General features: G+C 33.5%; 3 protein-coding genes. 2 read left to right on the top strand and 1 reads right to left on the bottom strand.

Translation table 11 applies throughout. The features are described 5' to 3' along the window. Positions 1-73 precede the first annotated feature (73 nt). Positions 74-1,303, bottom strand: a complete 1,230-nt coding sequence (locus tag ACT8VG_RS09730; RefSeq protein ID WP_217107047.1) for an aminotransferase class I/II-fold pyridoxal phosphate-dependent enzyme — start codon at positions 1,301-1,303, stop codon at positions 74-76. A 177-nt stretch (positions 1,304-1,480) separates the two neighbouring features. Here ACT8VG_RS09730 and moaA point away from each other — a divergent pair, with 177 nt between their 5' ends. After that, positions 1,481-2,425: a GTP 3',8-cyclase MoaA gene (moaA, locus tag ACT8VG_RS09725; RefSeq protein WP_217107046.1), complete on the top strand. Its 945-nt coding sequence runs from the start codon at positions 1,481-1,483 to the stop codon at positions 2,423-2,425. Between the two features lies 1 nt (position 2,426). Next, positions 2,427-2,651, top strand: a complete 225-nt coding sequence (locus ACT8VG_RS09720; protein WP_444195745.1) for a cyclic pyranopterin monophosphate synthase MoaC — start codon at positions 2,427-2,429, stop codon at positions 2,649-2,651. The last annotated feature ends 16 nt before the right edge of the window (positions 2,652-2,667 follow it).

Below are 2,667 nucleotides of genomic sequence, written 5' to 3'. Positions count from 1 at the left end.
ACGAAATAAATATCCTTTTTTTATCGTGTCCTTTTTACAGGGTCCATTTTAATTTGACTCAATCCTTTTGCTTTTACTGAATTGTATCTAAGATATCCTTCATTTTCTTTGCTAGACCTTTAGTCTTTTCTACTGATAATGAACAGATAGCGACACGAATACCAAGATTAACCTTTACAGTAAAGATATTGTTTGCCATTAAAGCTTCATGATATTTATCACGAGTTTCATTATCCATAGCAAGTGTAACGAAGAAACCTTCTTTATATGGGTAATACTTTAATCCTACTTCATCTGCTTCAGAAGTAAAGATATCTCCTCTTTCTTTTAATAACTTCACATATTTTAATCTTTCCTGATCATATTCTTCACCATGGTTATCTAATACATCTACAAATGTTTCCATTGCCCCATTGTTGATATTTGACCAAGTTGCACGAGCATTCTTTTCAAATACGATCTTTACCTGATTCACTGATTCTTTCTTCTGACCTAAGATGATTGCTGCACCACATCTTAAACCATAGCTTGTCATTGACTTAGATAATGAGAATGAAACAACCACAATCACATTATCGCTGATCTTGTCAAACTGACCAAAATAAGTCTTTGCTTCTTTCTGGCGGCTTGAGAAATCAATATAGGCAATATCATTTAATAATACAACAGCATGAGTCTTGCTGCATTCATTTAAGAAAGTAATCACTTCATCCCATTCTTCATGAGTTAAAGAATAACCAGTAGGGTTATGACATGGGTCATTGATAACAATCACTAACTTCTTCTGCTTCTTCATAGTTTCAAGACATGTTTTCTTGAAAGAGGCAATATTGAAATGATCTCCTTCAAATAAAGAATACTTAGCCATTTCAAGATTATGCATCTGAGCCATTAATGCATAACTTCCCCATGCAATTTCAGGTAGGATGACAGTCTGACCTTCATCTAAACATTCCTGAATAGTCATAGATACAGCACCAGTTCCTCCTGGAGTTGCCACTACTTCATGTTCAAGATGGCTATTACCATCTAATACCCAATCATAAGCCTTCTGTCTAAATGTAGGGTTACCAGTAAAGCTTGCTGCATACTTTGCAAGAACCTTATTATCAAGATTCTTTAAAGAATTGAAGACACTGTCCAATGCGACAAGCTGACCTTCTTCATTATATAAAGAACCGATAGTTGCATCTACAACCTGATCAGCTCCATACTTTTCTTTCGCTTCCTTTGCTTTCGCAACAATAGTAAAAACTGTATCTACTATTGGCTGCTGATTTACGCTATCTTTTACGAAATTCATACGTTATCCTCCGCTTGTTTAGTAATATAGATACTATTCTAATACGCTAATGCGTTTGAAACAAGTCAACAAAGCGATATTTCTCATTTGTTTCACAAAATCATTGTATTTTAATGTACATCATTGTACACTATGTATGGCGTTATTCTCAAACGAGAATAACGGAAAGGAGTTTGTATGAAGGATCGTTATAACCGTACAATTGATTATATGAGAATATCGATTACAGATAGATGTAACTATCATTGTGTATATTGTAATCCAGATAAATTCAAATTTCTTTCACATAATGATATTTTACGCTATGAAGAAATACTAGATATATGTAAGGTGGCAGTTAAACTAGGCATAGTAAACTTCAAGGTGACTGGTGGAGAACCAACGGTAAGAAAAGGATATCTTTCTTTTTTAAGACAGCTCAAACAACTAGAGGGTGTGAGACAGGTAACTCTTACAACCAATGGCTTATTACTAGATGCACGTACTATGGATGAATTAAAGGACATTGGGATTGATGGGATCAACTTCTCTATAGATACACTTGATTCAAAGAAATATGCTTCTATCTGTGGTAAAGATACACTTGATACAGTATTAAATAATCTTCTCTATGGTGTTTCTATTGGACTCAATATAAAAATCAATACAGTCGTAGGACCACTTTTTACACAAAGTGATTTAGAAAGCTTGATTGATTTTTGTCAAGATTTACCAGTAAGTCTTCGTTTTATAGAACTCATGCCACTTGGTTCAAATAAAAGAGAAAATAGAATAGAAGAGGTACAGTCATATTTTGCATTACATTATAATATAGAAGAAATCACAGAAAGATTAGGCAATGGTCCTGCACATTATATAAGAATAAAGAATATGAAATGTGTCATTGGCTTTATTGAAGCCTTACATCATAAGTTCTGTCATGAATGTAATCGTGTGCGTTTGTCTAGTACAGGATCATTAAAATTATGCTTATTTCATAAGAATAGTATCGCATTAAAACCTTATATAGGTGACGAAATCAAACTAGAAGAAGTAATGAGAGATGCCATTTATATGAAGCCAGAACAGCACCATTTTGAAGATGAACAAAGTGGTACTGTGATGAATCAAATAGGAGGGTAATATGGAATTTACACATTTTGATGAAGATGGAAACGCCATTATGGTGGATGTATCTGATAAAGAGATTACAAAAAGAACAGCTTATGCAAGAGGGACTATTCAAGTCAATCATGAGATTATTGAGCATATTAAAAATAATACAATAGAAAAAGGAGATGTTCTTGGCGTGGCAAGAATTGCAGGTATTATGGCCGCAAAAAAGACAAGTGATATGAATCCTCTTTGACATATATTAATGATTA

Source organism: Catenibacterium sp., from assembly GCF_052354645.1.
GTDB lineage: Bacteria > Bacillota_I > Bacilli_A > Erysipelotrichales > Coprobacillaceae > Catenibacterium > Catenibacterium mitsuoka_A.
The sequence above is the reverse complement of the archived record's forward strand: the minus strand, read 5'-3'. Positions and strand labels throughout refer to the sequence as shown.